Origin of the sequence: Kordiimonas sp. SCSIO 12610, assembly GCF_024398015.1 — a bacterium.
Classification (GTDB): domain Bacteria; phylum Pseudomonadota; class Alphaproteobacteria; order Sphingomonadales; family Kordiimonadaceae; genus CANLMI01.
Window position 1 is genome coordinate 533952 of record NZ_CP073747.1, and the last position, 23850, is coordinate 557801.

The following is a 23850-nucleotide window of genomic DNA, read 5'->3' on the forward strand; positions in this document are numbered from 1 at the left end:
TCTGGCTTTTTACGCTGTTCTCCTCCATAACAACATAGTCCCAAAATTGATGTTAATGATTGTCATTAATCAATGCAATAAGGAATTTAATCGGGGGTTCGAATGAACGATACGATGCGCAATGGGTTGCTTTGGATAAGTATTGCAACTGGTATCATACTTATACTGGTTGGAAGTATGGCGGAATTACCGCCCTTAAGCAAGAGTTTAACATCAAAGGATGAAACGACCCTTGGGTATGTGCATGGGGTTCCTGTCTCCAAGAGCCTGTATCGAACGATAAAAGGTGAAGAAGCAGACGCAACTGACCCCCAGAAAGTAGAGCGTTTTTTAAGCGAGCAAATTTTGATAGAAAACGCTTTAGAACAAGGAGTTATATCGCGTGATCCTGTTTTGCGTGAAGCTGTTCTTGAGGTCATGCGCGAGTTTGTTGTCTCTGAGCAGAAGATCGTAAAACCCACAGATCAACAACTTCGCGAATTGTATGCTTTAACTGTTGCTGATTATACGCCGCCAGTACGATATCAGGTAAGGACGCTACAAATTTCAAATGATGACCTTGCGCCGGACCCTGTTTTCGAAGGTGAAAATACAAGTCGTTTCCTACCACTTGGTATATTGAGGCGTAGTTTGGGTAATGATGTCGTTGAACAAATACTAACGATGGAAAGCGGTGATGTGGTCTCTCTGGAACGCGAAAATGGTGCAGTATTTGTGAAGCTAGATGGTATTCGCCGGAACGACGCGCCGGCATTTGAAACCATCAGGAACCGTGTGGAAGAGGCCTGGTACATACAGGAAGAAGAGAAGGCTTTTGATGCGTATCTGAAGTCATTGTTTAGTCAGTCACAAGCTCAGAATATTCAAGAGTAATATCATGAAAAAAATCACGCTCTTATTCCTTCTTTTTGTTGCTCAATATTTTGTTTTCCAAAATTGTGCATATGCCCACTCGATTGGTAGGTCTTCGTCTTATTGGACGGTTGGTGCCGACATGGCTGACGTACGGTGGGCCTTATCTGAACGCGAATATCAATCTTTGCTGGCTGGCTCTGGCCTATCTCAGTTGGATACAGATCAAACCATAAATTTTTTGCAGAAGATTTTTAAAATAGAGGCAGTAAGTGGTACTTGTGATTTGATAAATCCACAAGTGACTACTTTGCCGGTCGGTGATGTTGATCTTGGTTTTCAGCTTACTTGTCGGCCCGATAATGTCTCTCTTGAAGGTTTGTTCGCTGAAAGTTTGCGTCATGTGCATCTGGCGCACATCAAACTTCAAACTGGGCAAACTGTTGACACGCTGATTACAAGCGACCGGGACACATTTGCCATAAGCACTGAGGTTGGTGAAACAAGCTTTGTCTCAAATGCAGTTGATTACATTAAGCTCGGTTTCCTTCATATCCTTGAAGGCTTTGACCATCTTGCATTCCTGGTTGCGCTTTTGCTGATTGTTCGTGATGTCAGGTCGCTGTTCTGGGTTATCTCGGGTTTTACTGTCGGACACAGTATAACTTTGATTTTTGGGTCTTTGAACATACTGGCAGCGACACCAGAAATTATAGAACCACTGATTGCCTTCTCGATTGCCTTTACAGCCTGGGACGCTGTGATTTCCAAATCTGATCAGCCTTACAAGCCGCTTTTTCTTGGTCTTTTATCGGTTATAGTTTTGTTTGTAATTGATCAAAACATCAATGCGCAAATTCCACTGATTGCTTGGGTTGGTGTTCTTTTGCTCAGTGGTGGTGTTTGGATGTTCGCGCTTCAGGGCGAAGAAAAATCAAAGAAGATATTGCCTGCTGTTACGATAGGGTTCGGCCTTATCCACGGGTTTGGCTTTGCGGGTGTATTGGGTGATATTGGTTTACCAACGGATGGCAAGTTTACTGCGCTGCTGGGCTTTAATGTCGGCGTGGAATTAGGCCAGTTGGCCTTTGTTGCTGCTATGCTGACCATTGCATCACTGGGTACTTTGTTATCGCGAAATTTTGCAAATCTTATGCGTTTGATAATTTCGTTTGCTGTGGTTGGGCTTGGATTATATTGGTTTGCAGAACGGGTGTTCCTAAGTTGAGGCAGGGTGATGTGAGGCCGGGTTTACTGCCTGTTTTTACCTGACCTCACTCTTATACCTGACCAAAATCACGGGCTTGTTATCAGGCCCATACTTCCTTGAAGTTAACGCGCTCAATACGGCGTTTTGTTCTGAGTGATAAGATATCCTTCAATCCAACCTTTTCAAATAATGCTTCAACATCCATTTTGTCTTCAGTGCTGAAATCTGTCACTGTATCAGTAAGGCGTTGCAGCATCCAGACAGAGTAATGACGCGCCATCAAGTCAAAATCCTGGTCGCGTACTTTTACCCTGAAACCACCAAGTGTTCGGGCATTGCTATCCCTAATCACAGGCTGTTTTGCTTCTATATCAGTGTTCTGTTCAAGGTGTGTATCAATGAAGTCGCACAAAGCCTTTAATTCCGGTAGATGGTCCTTGGCGATAATCTCCATCACAGGGAATAGTGTTTCGGGTATTTCATCATTTGCCAGCAGTTCGTTGTCCATGTCTGGGAATTCTGGCATATCATCGCCAACAGCATTCATCCGCTCAACCCAGCGCCAAACCCGATTGGCTTTCGTCTTCATGATATGGGCGGGGGCAGGGTCACGTGCCAAATGGGCGTAAAGCGGCCCGATTAAGCCGTAATCAGCGATTGTTGACCTGCCACCAAGAATATAAGGATATTTCAGGAAATGATCGTTGAGAGCGCTTAGAAGCTCCATGTATGCTGCTTCTATTGTTGAAATTGTTGTCTCAGTAATACCAAGGGCGGGAAGATAACCACTCATTTTTGCTTTTGATGGCGCGGCCAATTCCTTAGCAAGCGTGTCGTCAGCAACTGGATTCATAAACCTGCCAAATTCCAAAGAAATAAAATCATCATTTTCCTCAGGAAAGTTCCACCGATAATGCATGGCAGGACGCAGTAATCCCTCGTCACCAAACAATTCAAACAAATGCGCCACGGCTTTCTGCTTTGGGCTGGCCGGGATCGCAGGCCGATCAGGGTGGCGTTCTTCAAGGGCATCAATAATTTCTGTTGTATCCTGATAAATAGCGCCGTCATGAGCGTCTAGAATAGGCATGACCATTCTACCCACAGCAGGTACCATGCGCGTGAAAAACTCAGGATGACTGGGTAAGCGCTCTTGAAAAGGAAGCGCTTTTTTTCTGAGGTAACATCTTAGCTTACCACTATAGAGTGAAGGGGGGCATCCATACATGATGTAGGGCGCTGTGCTGGTTGTCATCTCATTCATCCCTCAATTTATCAGTAATCAAACACTGACTGATATTGACTATATAATGAATGTCATTAAGGTGTCAGGTGGGTTGATTGTCAAGCTGCGATGCTGGGTTTTCCGGACTGAATAGATCACATTGAATTTACTCAGTGATTATAATTATCGCGGCTTAAGGAGGGATATATGTCCATAAGAGCATGGCTGGTACGCCGTACAATTCGTAAAGTTTTTAGAGACCCTTTGGGGCCAAATGCAACGGAAACGCAGGTTGCAGAGCATTTCCCAAAGGCGCTGAAAGCCGGCGAAAGCAGAATGCCAAAAGCACCGCAGGATACTGTTGTTGAAAGTGTCGAAGGTGATGGATTTAAGGGTGATTGGGTCTATGCACCCAATACACCGAAAGGCCGTGTGATTTTTTACTGTCACGGCGGTGGCTATGTTTGGGGTGGGCCCAAGCAGTACCGTGAATTTGGCTGGCGTCTCTCGGTTGCGAATAAAGCACGTGTGTTTTTGATAGATTATACACTAGCGCCTGAGAAGGTCTGCCCTACGCAAACGGAAGAAGCCTTAAAGGCATATGATTATTTGTGCGCTCATGATTATGCGACTGAGGGTCTTGTGATTGCGGGCGATTCAGCGGGTGGACACCTTGCGCTTGCGACCGCTCATCAGATCAGGGATATGGGTAAGCCTGCACTTCAGGCAATTAGCCTTATATCCCCGTGGCTAGACCTTACCGGAAGCGGAGATAGCGTAAAAACCAACAATAGCTCGGAAGTCATGTTAGACCCGAGAGGCATAGCGATTGCCGGTGAAATGTTTCGTGGTGATATGGCGGTGGACGACCCAAGGGTTTCCCCATTGTTTGCAGATCAATCGAACCTTCCTCCAATTTTGATACAAGTTGGTTCTGGTGAAATTCTTTTAAGCGATTCAACACGCTTGCAAGAGAAATTGAAATCACTTGGCGCTAAAAGCGACCTTAGGGTCTGGAAGAATATGCACCATGTTTGGCCAATGAGTGCCTCAGTCGTTCCCGAAGGGCGCAAAGCAATAACTGAAATGGCGGAGCACTTTGCCAAATACTGGAAATCTTAGGAGAGTAAGATGGCTGAAATAAAAACGGCTTTTATCACTGGGGCTGCATCCGGTATTGGAAGGGCACTCGCTGAGCAATTGGCAAACGAAGGTGTTGCACTTTATTTAACCGATATTAATGAAGATGCACTCAAAAATGTTGCGGACGACCTTAAAGCCAAGCAAGTCAACGTCCATTATAGAAAACTTGATGTCGCTAGCAAAGATGATGTCTTTGATACCATCAATTACGCTGAACAGAAAATTGGCGACCTTGATGCAATTTTCAATAATGCAGGTGTTTCCCTTACCGACAATATCGACACGATGACCTATGATGATTTTGAGTGGTTAATGGACATCAATTTCTGGGGTGTGGTTCATGGTACCAAGGCGGTTTTGCCTAAAATGCTGGAACGTGGAACAGGTCACATTATTAATGTCTCGAGTATATTCGGTCATATAGGTGTTCCTGGGCAATCGGCTTACTGTGCTGCCAAACACGCAGTGAAGGGATTTAACGAGTCTATTCATTATGACCTTAAAGATACGGGCGTTCAAATTCATTCGGTGCATCCGGGTGGTGTCGATACAGGTATCGTTAAAAATGGTCGCCAGCTAAACAATAAAAACGGATCAATCGACCCTGCCGATATGCAAAAAAGATTTGAGACAATGGCGATTACAACACCAAAGAGGGCGGCAGAAATTATTCTTGAAGGTGTGCGGTCTTCAAAGTACCGAATTTTAGTCGGTAAGGATGCAAAATTTGTTGATCGCTTCCAGCGATTTTTCCCTAATCTGTGGCGAAAACGTATGTTAAAGAATACAGGAACTGAAACTGCATTTTAGCGTGCTAAATCATAAGGGATAAGAGTATGCGTATTTTGGACAAGCATTATATTGGTGGTGCGTGGGTTAATCCTTTAGGCAATGACAAACGGGATATCATCAATCCTGCGAATGCAAAAAAGTCAGGGGAAATGATCCTTGGAACAGACGCAGATGTAGATGCTGCTGTGGTCGCTGCCAGAAGGGCTTTTGAAACCTTCGGGTTTTCAAGTGTTTCAGATCGTCTGGAGCTTTTACAAAATATTGTTGCTGAATATCAGGCACGTATGACTGAAATGGCTGAGGTTATTACGCTCGAAATGGGGGCGCCGAAAGCTTGGGCAGAGGGTGCCCATGCGCCGTCCGGCCTTGGCCATCTAATGACAGCGATCGAGGTTTTGAAAACCTATAGTTTTGAAGAAAAACTTGGGCAGGCAACTGTGAGGAAAGAGCCGATCGGTGTCGTTGGTATGATTACACCGTGGAATTGGCCGATTAATCAGATCACCTGCAAGGTCGCGCCCGCGATTGCAACAGGCTGCACGATGGTTTTAAAACCAAGTGAGGTCACACCATATAGTGCGCAATTGTTCACTGAAATTATGCACAAGGCAGGTGTGCCTGCGGGTGTCTATAATGTTGTGTACGGCGAAGGGCCAACGGTCGGCGAAACCATGTCCTTGCATCCTGATATAGATATGATTTCTATCACAGGTTCGGGTCGTGCAGGTGCCGCCGTTCAGGCCAATGCTGCGAAAACGATTAAGCGTGTCACGCAGGAACTTGGTGGTAAATCAGCGAACATCGTTTTGGATGATGCTGATTTTGAAAAGGTCGTAGCGCGCAGCGCAATTGGCGTGATGACGAATACTGGGCAAACCTGCACCGCGCTAAGCCGTATGCTGGTACCCAATGATAAGGTTGAGTTGGCTTCTGAGATCGCGGCAAAAGCGGTTTGCACAGTCGTTTCTGGTGACCCGCAAGACCCGGCAACAACGATGGGGCCGATCGCCCATGAAATTCAGTATAAAAAAGTTGGCCATATGATCCAGGAAGCTGTCGATGAAGGGGCGACCCTTGTCGCTGGCGGGGCGGATAGACCGGATACAGCACCTGCTGAAGGGTTTTATGTCAAACCAACTGTTTTTTCTGGTGTTACACCCGAGATGACTATTGCAAAGGAAGAGGTGTTTGGTCCGGTTCTCGCGATTATGGGTTATGAGGACGAAGAAGACGCTATTCGTATTGCAAACGATAGTCCTTATGGATTGTCTGGAGCCGTGCAGTCAGGTGACCCTGAGCGTGCGCGACGTGTTGCAGCAAAACTGCGGACGGGAATGGTGTTGATTAACGGTGCGCGCAATGAATTGATGGCACCGTTTGGTGGCTATAAGCAATCGGGTAATGGCCGCGAATGGGGCCCCCATGCGTTCGCTGATTTCCTGGAATTAAAATCCGTAATGGAATAAGCTGGAATAGACAAAGTCTTTTAAAGTGGCCTCATCGGTTATGAACTGGTGGGGCCATATAATTTTTCCATGAAATGCTGCCGACAGAGTGCGATATAGCGATCATTACCGCCAATTTCAATGGAGTCTCCTTCTTTAACTGCGTTGCCGTTTGCATCTATCCGCAGGTTCATGCTTGCTTTCTTGCCGCATGTACAAATGGTTTTTAATTCATTCATTTCGTCCGCTAGTGCCAATAGCCATTTACTGCCTTCAAAAAGATTTGCCTGAAAGTCGGTGCGAAGGCCGTAACAGAGAACTGGAATTTTTAAAGAGTCGGCAATGGCGGCTAATTGAAAAACCTGATCTTTGTTTAAAAACTGGGCTTCATCGACGAGAATACAGTGTAAGGGGCGATTTTTTATCGACTCAGCAACTATGGCAAACAGGTCTGTTCCTTCGTCAAAAATATTGGCCTCTGCGGTAATGCCAATTCTGGATGTGATAACGGGGTCGCCGTACCGATCGTCAATTTTAGCTGTGAACAACATAGTGTTCATGCCGCGCTCGCGGTAGTTAAAGCTGGACTGCAATAGTGTGGTTGTTTTGCCCGCATTCATTGCGGAATAGTAAAAATATAGCTTTGCCATTCTGATTTTATTTCCTGAACCTGTTCTCTATAAAATGAACTAATCGTCTTTCAGGATATAGTCCAGTGTTGTTTGAAAGCTGCTGGCGATGTATGGATATTTTCTAATTCAATGCACAGCAAAGGGGCAAGAAAATGCCGTCAATCACCAAAGCATTCATTCTCTGTGTAATCTTATGCTGCTCGACTTTCAGCCATGTTTGGGCTGATGAGCAATCTGCAGCGACCTATATGCAATCGATTAAGTCGGAACGCGCGAAATTACGGCAGTTTATGCAGTCTTTCCCAAAAGGTGGTGATCTCCATAATCATTTGTCTGGTGCAGTTTATGCAGAAACGATGCTTGATTGGGCAGCGGAGGATGGCCTTTGTGTGTTTTTGGAAACGCCGTCTATCGGTCTTGATGCAGCAGGCGATTGTTCAACCAATGGATGGTCTTCTGCTGGGGGTGTCCTATTAAACGCAAATGAACGCCGGCGAATTATAAATGCCTTAAGCGTCAGAAGCTATCACCCCGAGCTTGGTTGGTCAGGCCATGACCAGTTTTTTGTTACCTTTGAGCGCATGATGGTTAAGCCGTCACGCCTTGCGGATATGCTGGTTGCTGTAAGCGACAGAGCGGCGGCACAGAATATTCAATATCTGGAGTTGATGCAAACCCCTGTCCTGGGTGAATTGATCGGTATGTTATCCGCTGTGGAACTTACTGGTGACCCAGAAAAAGATTATGAAATACTGATGCACGGTCCATTTGGCGAAGCCATGCCTTCGCTTCTTGAAAATGCCCGTAAGGCGCGGCGTGATGCTTTTGAACAACGGGCAAAATTGCAAAACTGCGGAGAAAAACAAGCTTCTGTAGGGTGTGATGTAGAAATTAAATTCATTCATCAGGTCGTGCGCGAATTTTCGCCCGCTGTTGTATTTGCCCAAATTATTCTTGGCTGGGAATTGATGGCTGATGAGGACGGATCTGTGGGGCTTAATCTTGTTGCACCCGAAGACGGATATTTGGCGCTGCGCGATTATACCTATCACATGCAAATGATCGACTACCTGTACAGTGCTAAGGGGGAGCGAAATATTACCCTTCATGCGGGGGAGTTGATGCTTGGTCTTGTACGGCCCAAGCAATTAAAGTTTCATATTCGCGAAGCTATTGAAATTGGACATGCAAAGCGGATTGGGCATGGCATAGCAATCGCTTATGAGGACGATAGTGCAGGCCTTTTACAGCATATGCATGAAAAAAGTGTCATGGTGGAAATTAACTTAACGAGTAATGATGTCATCCTGGGTGTTAAAGGCAAAGACCATCCCTGGTCTTTGTACCGTGATGCTGGGGTCCCAACCGCGCTTTCCACCGATGATGAAGGTGTTTCCAGAATTGACCTAACCTATGAATATATGCGCGCCGTCACAGAACATGGCATAGCGTATGAAGAACTTAAGGCCTTATCACGCAATAGTATTGTTTATTCATTTCTGCCGAAGCCGAGAAAAAAAGAACTGCTGGATAAGTTAGAACATGAATTCAAGATGTTCGAAAAGCAATTTGATTGAGCGCAATAAAGTTTAGACCATGAAAAAATTATTGATTGATAATCAAGGGCTTTCGTCATTTTGCTTTCCCACTGATGGTGCGCTTAAAAGGGACAGAACGCGGCCGGTAGAATCGCGTGGCCCTAATTATGATCAAGAGTATGATTTTTTTACAGTATTCTATGATGTTTTTTGGAACGTTGATCATAGTCAAATCGTTATTACGGCGCCTCCTTTTGAGAATTTTAGCGAGTTTGTGAGTGAACAAGCGTTTACTCAGAACGATAGCGGTCTGAAATTTGACGGGTTTTCCAAAAAAAACTGGTGGAACTATTCTGAGATCAAACTGATGTCATCGAAGTTATCATCGGTAAAAAACGATGCGAGTGTTCTTTTTGATACGCCTGCCGGCAATAAAACCATCATACCGATCAGGGAAAACCACAGTGAATTGTTTGATAACAAGCGTGTGGTGATGACCATGTTTAAATTCGATCATCCTTTATGGATCAAGGATTGGATGGAATTTTATGTTTGGTATCATTCTGCGGATGCTTTCCTGATCTATAACAATGCTTCCCCTTTTGTAACGAATGAGGAAATCATTCAAATTGCTTCCGAAATTGTTGGTGTAAAATCCATTGCGGTTGTTGATTGGCCCTTCCTCTATGGCCCTCAGGCTGAAGGAACTGGGCTTTGGGATTCGGTTTTCACTAAGGCTGGCTTTTTTGAGCACAGCAAACAACGATTTTTGGCTACGGCAAAAAGTGTTTTGAATGTCGATATCGATGAACTTGTTGTCACTAAGGATCATCAATCTGTTTTTGAAAAAGTCGAGGAACAGAAAGATGCGTATCTACTGTTTCACGGAATTTGGGCGAGCGCCGAAGTAAATATCGAGGAACATCCCTCTGATCGAAGGCATGTCCATTATAAATGTCATGGGCGCATAAATGATGATACAAGGCAATGCCCATCTAAATGGGCGGTTGTTCCATCAATGTGTCCCGATGATGCTCAATGGACAACACATGATATTCAGCGAATGCCGTATTTTAGTTATGAAAACATAGCTGTTCGATACCGTCATTTCAGAAACCTGAATATTGGTTGGAAGGGGGATCGCTCGAATCCACTACTGGAATATAATGAAGATCAGCTTTTGATTGAGGCCTATCAGAAAGTCGGTTGGCTGTAACGTTCATCGTCCGATTAATGTGCGCCGTTCACTCGCAATTAAATTTGAAAGAAATGAACTCGCTTTATCGATTACAGGCTGGTTGCTTTGGTCTGCATGTATTGATAGCCACAAATCCCGCATGATCGATAATTCCCCTGGTAAAACTGTTGTCAGTCCTGGTATTTGATCACCAACAAAGCATGGCAGAAGCGCTATGCCCAACCCCTTTTCAGCAGCGTTTGCTTGTGCCGTAAGGTTTGTGGAACTGAAAACGATGTTTGGGCTTTGGATGGCTTTATCTAGAATATGCAGTTCCGGTATGGGTAATAGATCATCAACATACCAAATAAAATTATGTTGGCTCAGGTCCGTTAGGCGAACAATAGGGGGATGGCCCTGCAAGTAACTGGGTGCTGCATATAGGCGCAATCGATAGCTACCAATCTTGGTTGTTTTTAAGCGACCACGTTCTGGTTTCGCGAGTGTAATAGCAATATCAGCGTCGCGTCTGCTCATGGTCATATTGGTTGTTTCAGCAACGAGTTCGAACAATATACCTGGATAGTATTTTTGAAAAGCATGGCAGTGTTTGGCTATAAATTGACTACCAAAGGCTTCTGGTGTTGCCACGCGAATTTTACCTTCAATATTTGTTTCTTTTTGCTCTAGTTCGTTCAAGAGCGAGAGTGAATTTTTCTCCATGGCTTCGGCGTGAGTCAAAAGCCGGCGTCCGTCATCAGTAAGTTGATAGCTACGATTGATACGTTCAAACAGTTTCAAATTCAGTTTTTCTTCGAGTGCAGTTATGCGCCGCGCAACGGTCGTATGTTCAACCCCTAGCCTGAGTGCTGCCTTTGAGAGCTTGTTCCGGCGTGCAAGTTCCAAAAAAAACCGCATATCATCCCAATTAAACATCAATTTATCCTGTGTATTTTTGCACAATTAAATATGCATAACTTCGAAGTGACGTGCAAGTATGCATGATATATAGTCGCTGCAATTTCAAACATGGGGTATTGAAAGCACTAGCCCAGCCAGGGTTCGGTGCTTAAAATTTGGAGAATATTTATGTATAGTCGTCATCATTATGTTGGTGGAAAATCGGTTGAGGGAACGTCTGGCCGTTTTGGCCCTATCTATAATCCATCAACGGGTGAACAGCAGGGGCAGGTAGCGCTTGCGAGCAAAGAAGAAGTTGAAGCAGCAATCGCCAACGCCGAAGCAGCGTTCCCCGATTGGGCAGCAACATCTGTTGTCAAGCGTGCGCGGGTTCTCCAGAACCTTGTTCATATTCTTTACCGCGAAAAAGACAAGCTGGCTGAAGCGCTAGCGAGCGAGCATGGTAAAGTGTTTTCTGATGCGCAAGGCGACGTGCAGCGCGGCCTTGAGGTTGCTGAATTTGCGGCTGGTATCCCGCATCTGATCAAGGGTGAATTTAGCGACAATGTCTCTTCTGGCATTGACATGTATTCAATGCGTAAACCGCTTGGTGTGGTTGCAGGCATTACGCCGTTTAACTTCCCAGCGATGATCCCGCTTTGGATGAGCTGTATGGCGATCGCATGCGGTAATACTTTCATCCTAAAACCATCAGAGAAAGACCCAAGCGTTCCTTTGATGTTTGCAGACCTATGGAAAGAAGCTGGCTTGCCAGACGGCGTATTTAACGTTGTGAATGGTGACAAGGAAGCAGTTGATACGGTTTGTACCGACCCACGTGTGAAAGCAGTATCCTTTGTGGGTTCAACGCCGATTGCTCAGTATGTGTATGCAACATCAACAGCCCACGGCAAACGCTGTCAGGCAATGGGTGGTGCGAAGAACCATATGATCGTAATGCCTGACGCGGATCTTGATCAGGTTACTGACGCCCTTGTGGGTGCAGCCTATGGTTCTGCTGGCGAGCGCTGCATGGCGATCTCTGTTGCGGTACCTGTTGGAAAAACAGTTGCGGACAAGATGGTTGAAATGTTGAAGCCACGTGTTGAAGCACTAAAGATTGGTCATTCAATGGACCCGCAGGCAGAGATGGGCCCGCTTGTAACGGCTGATCATTTGGCAAAAGTGCGTGGCTATCTTGATCTCGCAGAGCAAGAAGGCACAAGCGTTGTCGTCGATGGGCGCAAGTTTGAATATAATATGCAGGGATTTGAAAACGGCTATTACCTCGGTGGGTCGCTTTTCGATAATGTGAAGCCTGAGATGCGCACCTATAAGGAAGAAATCTTTGGTCCAACACTTCAGATCATGCGCGCTGAAAGCTTTGACGAAGCGGTTGCACTTCCAACCAACCATGAATTTGGTAATGGCACTACAATCTATACCCGTGACGGCGACACAGCGCGTGAATATGTGAATCGTGTTGAAGTTGGCATGGTTGGTGTCAATGTTCCAATCCCTGTTCCGCTCGCGTTCCACACATTTGGTGGCTGGAAAAGCTCTGCTTTCGGTGACATTAACCAGCACGGCATGGAAGGGGTTCGTTTTTACACCAAGACGAAAACAGTTACCTCGCGCTGGCCAACAGGCATCCGGTCTGGTGCAGAATTTGTTATTCCAACATTGAATAGCTAAGATATAAACCAATATATCAAAGTCGGGATTGATCCCGGCTTTGATTATTTAAGTTCCGAGTAGAAAAACAAAAATAATACCTACTTTTGTCAACAACCTTGTGGAGGATAGATAAGATGCAAATCAGAAAAACACTTGTATCCCTTATGACAGCTACGGCGCTAACAGCGGGCGCAATCACATTACCTTTAAGCGCAGAAAAAAACACATCTCCTGGTATTGAAGCCAAAATACCTTATGAAAAATTTACGCTTGATAATGGCTTGCGTGTCATTGTGCATGAAGACCATAAGGCCCCTATTGTGGCCGTTGGAGTATGGTATCATGTTGGCTCTAAGGATGAGCCAGAGGGGCGCACTGGATTTGCACATCTTTTTGAACATTTGATGTTCAACGGATCAGAAAATTATAATGATGAATATTTCAAACCGTTTGAGGCTGTTGGTGCAACGGGCATGAACGGAACAACATGGTTCGATCGCACAAATTATTTTGAAAATGTTCCAACGCCTGCGCTTGAAATGGCGCTCTGGATGGAATCAGATCGTATGGGGCATTTGCTCGGCGCTGTAACACAGGAACGTCTCGATGAGCAGCGCGGCGTGGTACAAAACGAAAAGCGCCAGGGTGACAACCAGCCCTATGGTACCGTTCAATATCGTCAGTTAGAAGGCTTGTTCCCCCCTGGGCACCCGTACCGTCATTCAACAATTGGTTCATTGGAAGATTTGGATGCTGCTTCCCTTGATGACGTAAAAAGCTGGTTCAAGGAATATTACGGTTCTGCAAACACAGTTCTTGTTCTCGCAGGTGACGTAACGGTTGAGAAAGCCAAAGAACTAGCACAGAAATATTTTGGTGATATTGCGGCAGGGCCTGCTCTACGGCACCATAAATCTTGGGTCCCGACACGTACGGAAAATACTGTTGAAGAAATGGTGGACCAGTCAGCGCCACAGGTGCGGATATACCGTGACTGGGCGGTAGCACCAAGAACGTCAAAAGATGCGCAGCAACTTCGGTTGACTGCGGATATTCTTGGTGGCGGCAAGAATTCACGCCTCTACCAAGCCCTCGTTTATAAAAATCAATTGGCGTCGAATGTGAATGTTTCCATTCAACAGTTTGAACTTGCCAGCATGTTTGAAATTGATGTGACACTTAAGGACGGTAGTGATCCTGCCGAGGTTGAACGCCTTATTAATCAGGAAATGGATAAGTTCTTAGCTGAAGGTCCTTCGATTGAAGAAATCAAACGCTCAAAAACCAAAATTTCAGCCCGGACAGTCCGTGGTTTGGAACAAATTGGCGGCTTTGGCGGGAAGGCAACTGCGCTTGCTCAAGGTGAGCTATATGCTGGGGACCCGGGATTTGCTGAAAAATCCCTGAATTGGATGAACGCGGCCACAACCGATGACGTTCAAGCTGTGTCAAATGAATGGCTCGGTAAAGGGTATTACCAGTTGACGGTTAAGCCTTACGGCAAATATCAGGTTGCTGAAAGCACGGTTGATCGCTCTAAACTTCCTGAAATTGGAGAACTGCCGGGTTTAACATTCCCCGAAATTCAGGAAGCCACGCTTAAAAACGGTATGAAGGTTGTGCTTGCAAACCGGACAACGGTTCCGATTGTAAATATGGCGCTACAATTTGATGCGGGTTACGCAGCAGACTTTGGCCGTGCGCCCGGTACTGCGAGCCTAACGCTAGATATGCTTGATGAAGGTACCAAGAAACGCAGCGCTCTCGAAATTGCGGCGGAAGCTGAAGGCTTGGGCGCAACAATCAACACGACATCAAATTTGGATATGAGTCAGATTCGAATGTCTGCTCTCAAAACCAATTTGAAGGATTCGCTCGACCTGTTTGCAGATGTGGTGCGAAATCCGGCCTTTGATGAAGGTGAGTTTGCTCGTCAGAAACAGTTGCGTTTAGCGCGCATCCAGCAAGAAAAAGCGCAGCCTATTGGCCTCGCGCTCCGCAATTTACCGCCACTGATTTACGGCGCTGACCATGCTTATGGTGCCCCGTTTACTGGAACCGGAACGGTGGAAGCTGTAAATGCGATGACGACTAGTGACCTCAGCAAGTTTCATAGCGATTGGCTTCGCCCTGATAATGCAACGCTTTTCATTGTTGGTGACGTAACTTTGGACGAAGCCGTTCCTGCGCTTGAGAAAGCATTTGGGAACTGGAAAGCTCCAGCTTCTGCTATCCCGCAGAAAAATATTGATACAGTTTCGCTGCCTGATAATGCGCGTGTGGTGATTATGGATAAACCGGGTTCGCCGCAATCCTTTATCCTTGCGGGTCATTTGTTCCCGTCTACAGGGAGTGCTGATAATCTCGCATTAACTGCGGCCAATGATATCATTGGTGGTGCGTTTACAGCGCGTGTTAATATGAACCTTCGTGAGGACAAGGGTTGGTCGTATGGCGCAAGCACGATCAAACTTGATGCCCGCGGTCAGGCAATGTGGATCACATTCGCGCCGGTACAAACGGATAAAACCAAGGAATCTATCATGGAACTGCAAAAAGAGTTTGCAGGCTACCTTGGGATCACTCCAGCCCGTCAGGATGAGTTGGATAATTCGCGTAACAACAATACAAACAGCCTTCCTGGCCAATTTGAAACATCAAATGCGGTTCTTGGGAATTTGCTGTCCAACCAGCGCTTCGGGCGTAGTAACGATTATGTCGTGAAGTTAAAAGGCCGTTATGACGCGCTTGATTTGCCTGCGGTTCATAAGGCTGCGCAGGATTATATGCACCCTGATCAAATGACATGGTTGATTGTTGGTGATCGCAGCAAAATTGAAGCAGGCATTCGTGAGATTGGCTTTGATAATATCGAAGTCTGGGATGCGAATGGCAACCGCCTGGATTAATAAATGAAAATAATGGGGCGGGTTTTCCCGCCCTTTACTTAAGCTGTATCTCTTGAGGGCACAGTAGCAACCGCAAAAAGAACCAAGGGGGTAATCTTGGACTTTAAATTAAATGAAGATCAGCGCGCTATTCAGGATATGGCGCGTAATTTCACAAACGACCTTATTGTGCCCGATGCACACAAATGGGATGAAGAGAAAGTATGGCCGCGTGATGTAGCCCTTGCTGCTGGTGAGTTGGGTTTCGGCAGTATTTATACGAGCGAAGAAGCTGGCGGTTGCGGCCTCAGCCGGGTTGATAGTGTTCTAATTTTTGAGCAATTATCCAAAGGTTGCCCGTCTACGGCTGCAATGATCTCTATCCATAATATGGCAACATGGATGATTGATTGTTTTGGTAATGAAACGCACCGCGGTAAATGGTTGGATGACCTGGTTACACTCAATAAAATGGCAAGTTATTGCCTGACTGAACCGGGAGCAGGTTCAGATGCGGCGTCCCTCAAAACCACAGCAAAGCGTGACGGTGATGAGTATGTTCTGAATGGTGCCAAGGCTTTTATCTCTGGTGGTGGTACATCAGATATTTATGTGGTGATGGCGCGTACAAGCGACGACGGCGCGCGTGGTATCAGCTGCTTTGTTGTTGAGAAAGACACACCGGGTCTATCGTTTGGCGCTCAGGAAAAGAAACTTGGTTGGCATAGCCAGCCAACATCTGCTGTAATGTTTGATGATTGCCGGATTCCTGTTGAAAACCTTATCGGCTCTGAAGGGCAGGGCTTTAAGATTGCCATGCAAGGCCTTGATGGTGGCCGTTTGAATATCGCCGCATGTTCCCTTGGTGGGGCGCAGCGTGCACTTGATGAAGCGATTACTTATACTAAAGAGCGCAAGCAGTTCGGTAAAGCCATCGCAGATTTTCAGGCGAGCCAGTTTAAACTTGCGGACATGGCAACTGAATTAGAGGCTGCACGCCTTCTTCTTTACAGTGCTGCACAAAAGGTTAGCGAGAAAGCGCCAGACGCAGGCTCTGCTGCCGCGATGGCAAAACGCTTCGTAACCGATACATGTTTTGATGTGGTTAATCATTCGCTCCAGCTTCATGGTGGGTATGGATATTTGATGGACTACCCGATTGAGCGGATTTTGCGCGACCTCAGGGTTCATCAGATTTTAGAAGGTACCAACGAGATTATGCGTGTTGTCATCAGTCGTGAGCTTTTGAAGGATTAGATAATGAGTGACGCAGAAGTATTATTTGAAAATCGCGGCAATATTGGCCTGATTACACTGAATCGCCCAAAGGCGCTTAATAGTCTTACCCACAATATGTGTGTACTCATTACTAAGCAATTGCGTGAGTGGGCGATTTCGCCTTCTGTGCAGGCAGTTGTTGTGGTGGGCGCTGGTGAAAAGGCATTTTGCGCTGGCGGTGATGTGGTGAAAGTTTCCAAATCATTCAAAGATGGTTCGAAAGAGTGGCGCGATTTTTTCCATGATGAGTATGTCATGAACGTACTGATTGACGAATTTCCTAAGCCCTACATCAGTTTGGTTGATGGTATCACGATGGGCGGCGGTGTTGGTGTGTCTATCCCCGGTGATTTCTGGGTTGCGACAGAAAAAACACTTTTTGCCATGCCAGAAACAGGCCTCGGACTGTTCCCGGATGTTGGTGGTGGGTGGTTCCTGCCGCGCTTGCCGGGTGAAAGTGGTATGTATCTGGCGCTAACGGGGGCACGCGCCAAAGCGCCGGATTTATACGCGCTTGGGATCGCAAGCCACGTCACAAATTCTGATAAAGTTGAGGAAATTATTGAACGCCTGGCTGCTTCGGAAATCAAAGATAATGATGATGTCGATGCTATTTTGAATGGCTTCCATATTGACCCAGAGCCTGCGCCAATTGTGCCTGTAATGGATATGATCGACGATCATTTTGATGCAATACAATTAGAGGATATTTTATCGAGCCTATCGAATGATCAAAGTGATTGGGCGCAGAAACAGCTTTCGATTTTGCAATCAAAATCACCGATGTCGCTTTTGATTACATTCGAGCAGCTCAAGCGCGGCGCCATGGCTGAGCGCTTCCGGGATAATATGCAAATGGAATTCCGCGTTGTTTGTCGTGCTATGGAAGGGAATGATTTCCATGAAGGGGTCAGGGCCATATTGATCGATAAAGACCATACACCGGTTTGGGCGCCAGCATCTTTGCCTGAGATTAGCAGCAGTGATGTGGAAGCACATTTCAAAACATTTGCCATGGCTGGTGAAGAATTGAATTTAAGTTAAGAGTTGAAAATAAGGAATTGGGTATGACACAGACAATAGCGTTTATCGGCCTTGGGAATATGGGCCTTCCAATGGCGACAAACCTGATTAAAGCAGGCTTTAAGGTTAAGGGTTTTGATCTTAGTGATGATGCACGTTCGGCAGTTGTGGATGCCGGCGGGGAAGCTTTTGACACAGTTTCATCAGCGGTTAGCGAAGCGGATGTGGTTGTAACCATGTTACCCTCTGGTGCGATCGTGAAAGCCGTATATGAAGGTGAAGGCGGTGTTTTTGCATCAGCCAAGCCAGGCACTTTAATGATCGATAGCTCGACAATTGATGTGGCGAGCGCACGCACTGTTGCATCAAATGCCATAGATAAAGGTTTTGAAATGGTTGATGCCCCTGTGTCAGGCGGTGTTGGCGGCGCGGCGGCTGGAACGCTTGCCTTTATGGTTGGCGGTGAGGCGGCAACATTTGAGCGCGCGAAACCTGTTTTGGATCCGATGGGCGCCAAGATTGTACACACTGGTGGAAGCGGAAATGGCCAGGCTGCAAAAATCTGTAACAATATGCTGCTAGCGATTTCGATGATCGGGACATCTGAGGCATTTAACCTTGGTCGTGCGCTTGGCCTTGATGATCAGGTATTGTTTGATGTGGCATCAAACGCATCTGGCCAGTGCTGGTCGCTTACAAGCTATTGTCCTGTCCCGGGGCCTGTGCCAACATCGCCCGCGAATAATGATTACGCACCGGGTTTTGCTACAGCCTTGATGCTGAAAGATCTTAAGCTTGCGATGGAAGCCGTAGAAAGTGTTGACGCGAACACGCCGTTAGGCAAAGCGTCCGCAGATATTTATTCTGCTATGGATGCCGACGGCCATGGAGGCATGGATTTCTCAGGCGTAATTAAGAAACTGGCGGGCGAGCTTTAAGTTTTCTGGTCCTTTGATTTAAAAACAGAAAAGGGCTCCTAACAAGTAGGAGCCCTTTTCTGTTGAAATATAAATAATCTTGTTACGCTACCGTCATTTGCTGCCATGCAGGTGACTTGTCTTGCGGCAGGCTATTGTTACCGCCTGAAGCACCATAGCGTATGACCGCTTGGGTGCGATTTGATACACCAAGCACCTTAAAGATAGAGTGCATGTGTGCTTTGACTGTGCCTTCTGCGATATTCAGTCGGGCAGCTATTTCTTTATTTGGAAGTCCGTCTGCTGCCATGGCCAAAATCTGTCTTTGGCGGTATGATAGGCGCTTCAAATCTACAGTCTTTACATTTTCAGAGTGCTCGTTTGTCACATGACTTTTGAATCTGTTGAACTCTGTATTCAAGAGATTTGAGACCTTAGGTCTGCCCATATTTGATGAAGCGCAGGGACTATTATAACTATCAAGGGGCAGCTTTAACGAGCTTCTGATCGCTTTTACCATTTCCTGCACAGAAGCAGTTCTGGGCATTGTCGTATATCTGAAATTGCTTTGATTAGACGTGTAATGCGTGTCTTTTCCAATGCTGATAACCTTAGCATTTGGGTACAGCCTATTCACGAGTTTCAGACAATTGCCGCCGTCGTCGTGAAGAGTTGCTGGTTGCAGTACTACCAAGTCAAAAAGATCATGACTAGCAGTCATGGATAGAAAATCATGTTCGCTTCCTGCTTCAATCACTTCATCGAAATTTGCAGCAGCCGTAATAACTTCCTTCATGGAAATTCTGTATATTTCCTCACCGTCTACTATGAGAGCTTTCATTTTTTCCTCGCTTTTATATGTGCCAAAATTTGGCGTTCTGTCGTTTTTGTTGGCCTAAGGCTCTTATTACACTGATGTCATATTAACATTCAGCGATTTGTTTTTTATTTGTACTGAAATAGTATCTTATTCAGATAAGCCAATGATGCTAAATTTCAATATCAAATACTTTTGTGTATTATTATTGTTTAGTAACTATAGGTGGTTTTACGACCCAGTTTTTTAGCTTGCGATAAACGGTTGGTTTATTGCGATAATCTGCTGTGATAGTTCCAGATCATTCCTAAGTTTACATTCTATTCCCTATTTTGGCCTATTTGATGCCTATAAATTGTTTGATTCATAACCCTCAATAGTTTTTAGGTAGGCACGCTTTTCCGAAACTTGACCTCTTCAATGTGCTTGCGTAGGAAGGCTATAGAAATAAAATAATTTTCCCTCTCTCTTTTGGTAGATAAAAATGAAATCTATTCTCGGTGCGATCAGTGATAAAAATAGCGTTAAGGCCATGCTGGAAGCCTTAGATGCAAAACATGCTGAAATGATTGCCCTTGTTCAGGAATGGTCAGCGATCAATAGCGGTAGCCGTAACCTTGATGGCCTGAAGGTTATGGAAGCCGAAATTGTCAGTGCCTTTGCCCCCCTTGGTGCAGAAGTTGAGTTTATCGAACTTGGTGACGGCGAGATTGTCAATAATCAAGGTGAGGTAAAGATTGTCCCGAATGGTAGATCAATTCGAATTTACAAGCACCCGCAAGCTAATCGCCGGGTTTTGATGACAGGCCATACAGATACTGTTTTCCCTATTGATAGTGATTTCCAAACAAGCCGTTGGCTTGACGATAATACATTGAACGGCCCAGGTGTCGCCGACATGAAGGGCGGTATCATTGTCATGCTTTATGCGCTTCTTGCGTTCGAAGATGGCCCTTTTGCGGGCACTATTGGTTGGGAAGTGATTTTGTCGCCTGACGAAGAAACCGGATCGCTTAAATCAGGCCCTCTATTAATGGAGCGCGCCAGATCTGCTGATATTGGGCTGACTTATGAACCTGCACTCGCCGACGGCACACTTGCAGGTGCACGGAAAGGCAGTGGCAACTATACGGTTGTTGTGCGTGGTAAAGCGACACATGCTGGTCGCGAGTTTCATCAAGGCAGGAATGCGGTTGTTGCTTTGTCAAAAATCATTGTAGATCTTTCAGAACTAACTGACGGGCGCCCTGAACTAACTGTAAACCCTGCCGTTATCAATGGCGGCGTCGCGCCCAATATTGTACCGGATATGGCCTGGTGTCGTTTCAATGTCAGATTAAAGGCAGCGGAGGACGCTGAGTGGTTTCAAAATCAGTTGGATGCTATTATAAACAAATGGAACTCCGAGGATGGATACACCGCAGAGCTTCACGGTGGTATTAACCGCCCACCAAAAGATCTAAGTGACGCTAACTTGAAACTGATGGACTTGATCAAGGCATGCGGTGATGACCTAGGTATTGCCATTAATTATGTAGCGACCGGTGGTTGCTGTGAAGGAAACAATCTGGCTGCGGCGGGTTTGCCTAACGTTGATACATTAGGGGTTCGTGGCGGTGCAATTCATAGCTCTGATGAGTTTGTTCTGGTTGATAGTTTTGTTGAGAGAGCGAAACTATCGGCACTAATACTGACAGCGTTTGCAGCGGGTCAGTTAGATGAAGTTATTAATTTAAAAAATCAAAAACCTGAAAAATAAAAGAGGGGAAACATAATGTTTGTTGTTCGGCAGGCGCGCTCGGAGGATTTGGACGCGTTGATGGGGTTGGCAGCACAGACGGGTACAGGGATGACGACCTTCCCAGCTGATGAAGCTGTCTTGTCGAAAAAAATAGCAGACTCGGTTGAGGCTTTTGCTTCCAAGCCACAAGATATCGAGAATAAGAAAACAGGTTACCTACTTGTTCTGGAGGATTTGGAAAAGAATAAACTGATCGGTACCAGTGCGATCCTTACAGGAATTGGTTACGATAAGCCATTCTATAGCTACAGGCTGCTGCATCAAACGCAGGTTAGTCAGGAGCCTGCTATGCGGGTTGATACTGAACTTTTAAATCTATCTAACGACTTTGTCGGTGCGAGTGAAATTGCAACACTATTTTTGCACCCAGATTATCGTATTGGTCAGTTAGGTAAACTGTTAGCAAAGGCAAGATACCTGCTAATCGCTTCGCACCCTGATCGGTTTGCCGATAAAATGATTGCTGAAATCCGCGGTTGGGTTGATGAGAACGAGTCCTCGCCTTTCTGGGAAGCGATTGGCCGCCAGTTCTTTTGCATGGATTTTGATGAAGCCGATAGAATTAACGGTGTTGGCAACAGCCAGTTCATCGCGGATCTTATGCCCAAGTTTCCAATTTATACGGCCCTTCTTCCAGAAAGCGCGCGCGCTGTAATTGGTAAGGCCCATGATAATGCCGCCCCGGCCAAGCGCTTGCTTGAGAAGGAAGGTTTCCATTTTTCGGGTGCAGTTGATATTTTTGATGGTGGTCCGACCATGGAAGCTCATAAATGGAGTATATGGAGCGTACGCCGAAGCATGAAAGACAAGCTTGGCGGTATCGTTGAAGGGAATAGCCATGAACCGAAGCATTTAATCGCCAAAACTGATATTGATGATTTCAGGGTTGCTATGACCAATGTTGTTGAAACGTCAAGCGGCTTTTGGGTGCCAAGCGATGCTGCTGAGGCCTTGCAAGCCAGTAATGGTGATGAAATGCGATACGTTCCAATTGAACGGCCAAAACCTGCACAGAATTAAGCTGGCATAATTCTAGAATAATAACATGATTTCAAAGGGATAAAACTAGTGAGTTTATATATCAATGGCGAATGGGTTGCAGGTGAAGGCGCAAATTTCACATCGGTAGATCCATCATCTGATACGGTTATATGGGAAGGCCAGGAAGCAACCAAAGATCAGGTTGAAAAGGCTGTTCATGCGGCTGCGGTGGCGTTTGAAACATGGTCACTTACATCCCTTGAAGAGCGGATTGCTATCGCACGAAAATATTCGGAGCTCCTGGCAGAAAAAAAGGAAAGTCTTGCGGAACTTATCGCCAAGGATGCTGGCAAAGTTATGTGGGATGCTCTCGGCGAAGCAGGCGCAATGATCAACAAGATCGAAATTTCTGTCACAGCCTACGAAGAGCGTACGGGCTCAAAGGAAAATGTGAATGGTTCCCTGAAAGCAAAGCTTAGCCATAGACCCCATGGTGTTATGGCTGTTTTCGGGCCATATAATTTCCCTGGCCATTTGCCGAACGGACACATCGTGCCAGCATTAATCGCTGGGAATACAATCGTGTTCAAGCCAAGCGAAATTACCCCGGCTGTTGCAGAGGTTATGGTGAAAACCTGGGAAGAAGCAGGCTTGCCGCAAGGTGTCCTGAACTTGGTTCAAGGTGGCCGTGATGTCGGGGTGGCGCTCGTGGCTGCAAAAGCCATTAATGGTCTTTTGTTTACAGGTAGTGCGAAGACAGGACAGATCATTGCGCGTCAACTTGTGGACAGGCCTGAGGTAATCCAGGCGCTTGAGCTTGGTGGGAACAACCCGCTTATTGTTACAGACGTGAAAGATAATCGCGCGGCTTCTGTGATGACTGTTCAATCCGCCTTTATAAGTTCGGGGCAGCGCTGCACATGTGCGCGCAGGCTTATTGTACCAGAAGGTGAGGCAGGTGATGCCTTCATTGATGATCTTTTGAAAACAATGGACGGAATTACCGTTGGTAGTTGGAACGATACAGATCAGGCCTATATGGGGCCAGTTGTCAGTGCACATGCTGCCGATTTGGTTTTGGCCGCACAGCAGGATTTGTTGGATAAAGGGGCGAAAGTCCTTCGCGAAGTTCAGAAATTACCCCTGGGCGAGGCATTCTTATCGCCGGGCTTAATTGATGTAACGGGCGTTGATAATGTTCCTGATGAAGAAGTGTTTGGTCCTATGCTGCAATTGATAAGGGTTAAAGATTTTGATGCCGCTATAAAGGAAGCAAACAACACACGGTTTGGTCTGGCTGCGGGGCTTATTAGCGATAATGCTGATCTTTTTGAATATTTCTTCCCGCGTTCACGTGCAGGTATTGTGAACTGGAACCAGCAAACCACAGGGGCCGCGTCCACGGCTCCATTTGGTGGTATTGGACTTTCAGGCAATCACAGACCAAGCGCCTATTATGCGGCAGATTATTGTTCTTACGCTGTTGCGTCGATGGAGCAGGCCGAAGGCAAGGTGGCTGTAGCGGCACTTCCAACTGGTCTCAACGTATAATGA

At 46.1% G+C, this 23850-nt stretch carries 19 protein-coding genes; 15 read left to right on the forward strand and 4 right to left on the reverse strand.

What is annotated here, in order from left to right:
- Positions 1-102 precede the first annotated feature (102 nt).
- The gene (locus KFF44_RS02475; RefSeq protein WP_255936865.1) at positions 103-873 is read left to right on the forward strand and encodes a peptidylprolyl isomerase; all 771 of its coding nucleotides are present in this window, start codon (positions 103-105) and stop codon (positions 871-873) included.
- Positions 874-877: 4 nt separating this feature from the next.
- Complete coding sequence (locus tag KFF44_RS02480; RefSeq protein ID WP_255936868.1) at positions 878-2080, forward strand: HupE/UreJ family protein; 1203 nt, start codon at positions 878-880, stop codon at positions 2078-2080.
- Positions 2081-2162: 82 nt separating this feature from the next.
- Here KFF44_RS02480 and KFF44_RS02485 read toward each other — a convergent pair whose 3' ends face one another.
- Complete coding sequence (locus tag KFF44_RS02485; RefSeq protein WP_255936871.1) at positions 2163-3317, reverse strand: glutathione S-transferase family protein; 1155 nt, start codon at positions 3315-3317, stop codon at positions 2163-2165.
- 177 nt (positions 3318-3494) lie between these two features.
- Here KFF44_RS02485 and KFF44_RS02490 point away from each other — a divergent pair, with 177 nt between their 5' ends.
- Genes KFF44_RS02490 through KFF44_RS02500 form a run of 3 tightly spaced genes read left to right on the forward strand, consistent with a single transcriptional unit; the run spans position 3495 to position 6688 of the window.
- Positions 3495-4409 (forward strand): alpha/beta hydrolase, encoded by a 915-nt coding sequence (locus KFF44_RS02490; RefSeq protein WP_255936873.1) that lies wholly within the window; start codon positions 3495-3497, stop codon positions 4407-4409.
- Between the two features lie 9 nt (positions 4410-4418).
- On the forward strand, positions 4419-5240 hold the full coding sequence (locus KFF44_RS02495; RefSeq protein ID WP_255936875.1) for an SDR family oxidoreductase: 822 nt from the start codon (positions 4419-4421) through the stop codon (positions 5238-5240).
- Between the two features lie 26 nt (positions 5241-5266).
- On the forward strand, positions 5267-6688 hold the full coding sequence (locus tag KFF44_RS02500) for an aldehyde dehydrogenase family protein (RefSeq protein WP_255936877.1): 1422 nt from the start codon (positions 5267-5269) through the stop codon (positions 6686-6688).
- A 38-nt stretch (positions 6689-6726) separates the two neighbouring features.
- Here KFF44_RS02500 and KFF44_RS02505 read toward each other — a convergent pair whose 3' ends face one another.
- Positions 6727-7317, reverse strand: a complete 591-nt coding sequence (locus KFF44_RS02505) for a thymidine kinase (RefSeq protein WP_255936879.1) — start codon at positions 7315-7317, stop codon at positions 6727-6729.
- Between the two features lie 134 nt (positions 7318-7451).
- On the opposite strand from KFF44_RS02505, the gene KFF44_RS02510 reads away from it, so the two are divergent.
- Positions 7452-8876, forward strand: a complete 1425-nt coding sequence (locus KFF44_RS02510; RefSeq protein WP_255936881.1) for a hypothetical protein — start codon at positions 7452-7454, stop codon at positions 8874-8876.
- Between the two features lie 19 nt (positions 8877-8895).
- Positions 8896-10053, forward strand: a complete 1158-nt coding sequence (locus tag KFF44_RS02515; protein WP_255936884.1) for a hypothetical protein — start codon at positions 8896-8898, stop codon at positions 10051-10053.
- A 3-nt stretch (positions 10054-10056) separates the two neighbouring features.
- Here KFF44_RS02515 and KFF44_RS02520 read toward each other — a convergent pair whose 3' ends face one another.
- Entirely contained in the window at positions 10057-10950 is an 894-nt protein-coding gene (locus KFF44_RS02520) for a LysR family transcriptional regulator (protein ID WP_255936887.1), read from the reverse strand.
- Positions 10951-11103: 153 nt separating this feature from the next.
- On the opposite strand from KFF44_RS02520, the gene KFF44_RS02525 reads away from it, so the two are divergent.
- The 5 genes from KFF44_RS02525 to mmsB all read left to right on the forward strand — a co-directional run bounded on the left by KFF44_RS02525 (position 11104) and on the right by mmsB (position 18718).
- Positions 11104-12609 (forward strand): CoA-acylating methylmalonate-semialdehyde dehydrogenase, encoded by a 1506-nt coding sequence (locus tag KFF44_RS02525; RefSeq protein WP_255936888.1) that lies wholly within the window; start codon positions 11104-11106, stop codon positions 12607-12609.
- A gap of 116 nt (positions 12610-12725) precedes the next feature.
- Entirely contained in the window at positions 12726-15500 is a 2775-nt protein-coding gene (locus KFF44_RS02530) for a pitrilysin family protein (protein WP_255936890.1), read from the forward strand.
- Positions 15501-15593: 93 nt separating this feature from the next.
- Complete coding sequence (locus tag KFF44_RS02535) at positions 15594-16736, forward strand: acyl-CoA dehydrogenase family protein (protein WP_370691135.1); 1143 nt, start codon at positions 15594-15596, stop codon at positions 16734-16736.
- Positions 16737-16739: 3 nt separating this feature from the next.
- Positions 16740-17801, forward strand: coding sequence for an enoyl-CoA hydratase/isomerase family protein (locus KFF44_RS02540; RefSeq protein ID WP_255936895.1), 1062 nt, complete (start codon positions 16740-16742; stop codon positions 17799-17801).
- 23 nt (positions 17802-17824) lie between these two features.
- Positions 17825-18718 carry a 3-hydroxyisobutyrate dehydrogenase gene (mmsB, locus tag KFF44_RS02545; protein ID WP_255936896.1) on the forward strand — a complete coding sequence of 298 codons (894 nt, stop codon included), beginning with the start codon at positions 17825-17827 and terminating at the stop codon, positions 18716-18718.
- An 82-nt stretch (positions 18719-18800) separates the two neighbouring features.
- On the opposite strand, the gene KFF44_RS02550 is transcribed toward mmsB, so the two are convergent.
- On the reverse strand, positions 18801-19538 hold the full coding sequence (locus KFF44_RS02550) for a response regulator transcription factor (RefSeq protein ID WP_255936897.1): 738 nt from the start codon (positions 19536-19538) through the stop codon (positions 18801-18803).
- 460 nt (positions 19539-19998) lie between these two features.
- Between KFF44_RS02550 and KFF44_RS02555 the strand changes: the two genes are divergently transcribed.
- Genes KFF44_RS02555 through astD form a run of 3 tightly spaced genes read left to right on the forward strand, consistent with a single transcriptional unit; the run spans position 19999 to position 23847 of the window.
- On the forward strand, positions 19999-21273 hold the full coding sequence (locus KFF44_RS02555) for a hydrolase (protein ID WP_255936899.1): 1275 nt from the start codon (positions 19999-20001) through the stop codon (positions 21271-21273).
- A 15-nt stretch (positions 21274-21288) separates the two neighbouring features.
- Positions 21289-22335 (forward strand): arginine N-succinyltransferase, encoded by a 1047-nt coding sequence (locus KFF44_RS02560; RefSeq protein ID WP_255936901.1) that lies wholly within the window; start codon positions 21289-21291, stop codon positions 22333-22335.
- Positions 22336-22383: 48 nt separating this feature from the next.
- A complete protein-coding gene (gene astD, locus KFF44_RS02565; RefSeq protein ID WP_255936902.1) occupies positions 22384-23847 on the forward strand; it encodes a succinylglutamate-semialdehyde dehydrogenase in 1464 nt (487 codons plus the stop codon).
- Positions 23848-23850: the final 3 nt, after the last annotated feature.